The organism is uncultured Campylobacter sp. (assembly GCF_938017705.1).
Taxonomy (GTDB): domain Bacteria; phylum Campylobacterota; class Campylobacteria; order Campylobacterales; family Campylobacteraceae; genus Campylobacter_B.
Window position 1 is genome coordinate 1 of record NZ_CALIIS010000139.1, and the last position, 1,497, is coordinate 1,497.

General features: G+C 41.9%; 2 protein-coding genes. Both read right to left on the bottom strand.

The window, feature by feature from the left end; all coding sequences use genetic code 11:
- Positions 1–988, bottom strand: a 988-nt coding sequence (locus Q0605_RS07030) for a biotin/lipoyl-binding protein (protein WP_298705452.1), incomplete at its 3' end; no start/stop codon positions are given.
- Between the two features lie 25 nt (positions 989–1,013).
- A partial coding sequence (locus Q0605_RS07035; protein WP_298705455.1) for an ATP-binding cassette domain-containing protein occupies positions 1,014–1,497 on the bottom strand: 484 nt, incomplete at its 5' end.

Sequence of the window (1,497 nt, forward strand, 5' to 3'; positions counted from 1 at the left end):
TATTAAGTACGTTTGCTTTGATGATTAAAGGCTTATCGCTAGGCACTATAGAGATTAAATTTTCTTGATTTGTGATGGCGGTTCCTTGCGTATTTACAAGTAGCTTTCCTACAAAGCCATCAACCGGAGAGGAGATGATCTGCTGTCTGGTTTGAAACAAGATCGCATTGATCTCCGCTTTTAGCGAGCTTGCTTCCTTTTGCTTGGCTAGCATCTCATCGAGCCATTTAGATATGCTTTGGCTTTTAAAGGCCTCAAGCTCCTTGGCTAGCTCATCTAAATTTGCCCTTTGCTCGGCAAGCTTCTCTTTTGAAATTTTAAGATTGGAGTTTAGCTCGATTACCTTGGATTTGAGTTCATATAGATCCTTGCGCGCTATTATATCTTTTACTTTATTTAGATTATTCAGCCTTGCCTCATCTATCTTTAAAATTCCGCTTAGCCTCTCGACCTCTAAATTAGTAGAGTTTATCCCCATTTGCAGAGCTTGCATTTTTAGATTATAGACGTTTATGCTCTCTTCGTAATTTGATTTTTGAGTATTGTATAAGCTAAGCTCATCTGCGCTGATATTGGCATCTAAGCTTTTGCCAGAGCTTAGAGCGTCGAGCCTTTTTATCGAGTATTCAAGTAGAGCTAGGCTTTCTTGTTTGGTGGATAAATTTACCGTAGAGACGCTAGGATCTATTAAGATTAGATGATCGCCCTTTTTTACTCTATCGCCCTCTTTTACTAAAATTTTGGAGACAACGCCGCTTTCGAGAGATTTTAAAATTTTAATCTCTCCGTCGGGCACGACCTTGCCGTTAGCGCTTACTACGATATCAACCTTAGCAAACACCATCCACAGCACGGCAAATATCAAAGCTCCGCAAGCGATCCATAAGATAGATCTTCCCAGCGGGTTTTGCGGAGCGTCCTCTATCTCAATTAATAAAGGCTTGAACTCGTTTGAATCATCATCTATTCTTTTAAAAATTTTTAGCATTGTTTATCCCGTCTCGCTCTTCGGCCTATCCTAGCTGCTTATCATATAGGCTCTTGTAGTAGCCGCCCAGAGCCATTAGCTCCTCGTGCTTTCCGCGCTCTACGATCTCGCCCTTATCCAGCACTAAAATTTCATCGCAATTCTTAACGGAATTTAGCCTATGTGCGATGATGATGAAGGTTTTTCCCTTTTTGATCTCGCTTAAATTTTTATTGATGATGCTTTCGCTTTCATAATCAAGCGCGGAGGTCGCCTCATCAAAGATTAAAATTTTAGGATTATTTATTAGTGCTCTAGCGATTGCGATGCGCTGTTTCTGTCCACCGCTAAGGCTTGAGCCGCGCTCGCCTACGAAGGTATCGTAACCTCCTGCAAGCTCTGCGATAAAATCATGAGCGCCTGCGATCTTGCTAACTCTGATGATCTCCTCCATACTCGCTCCGCTTGCGGCAAAGGCGATGTTTTCTTTGATACTGCCACTAAATAGATAGTTTTCCTGAAGGACCACG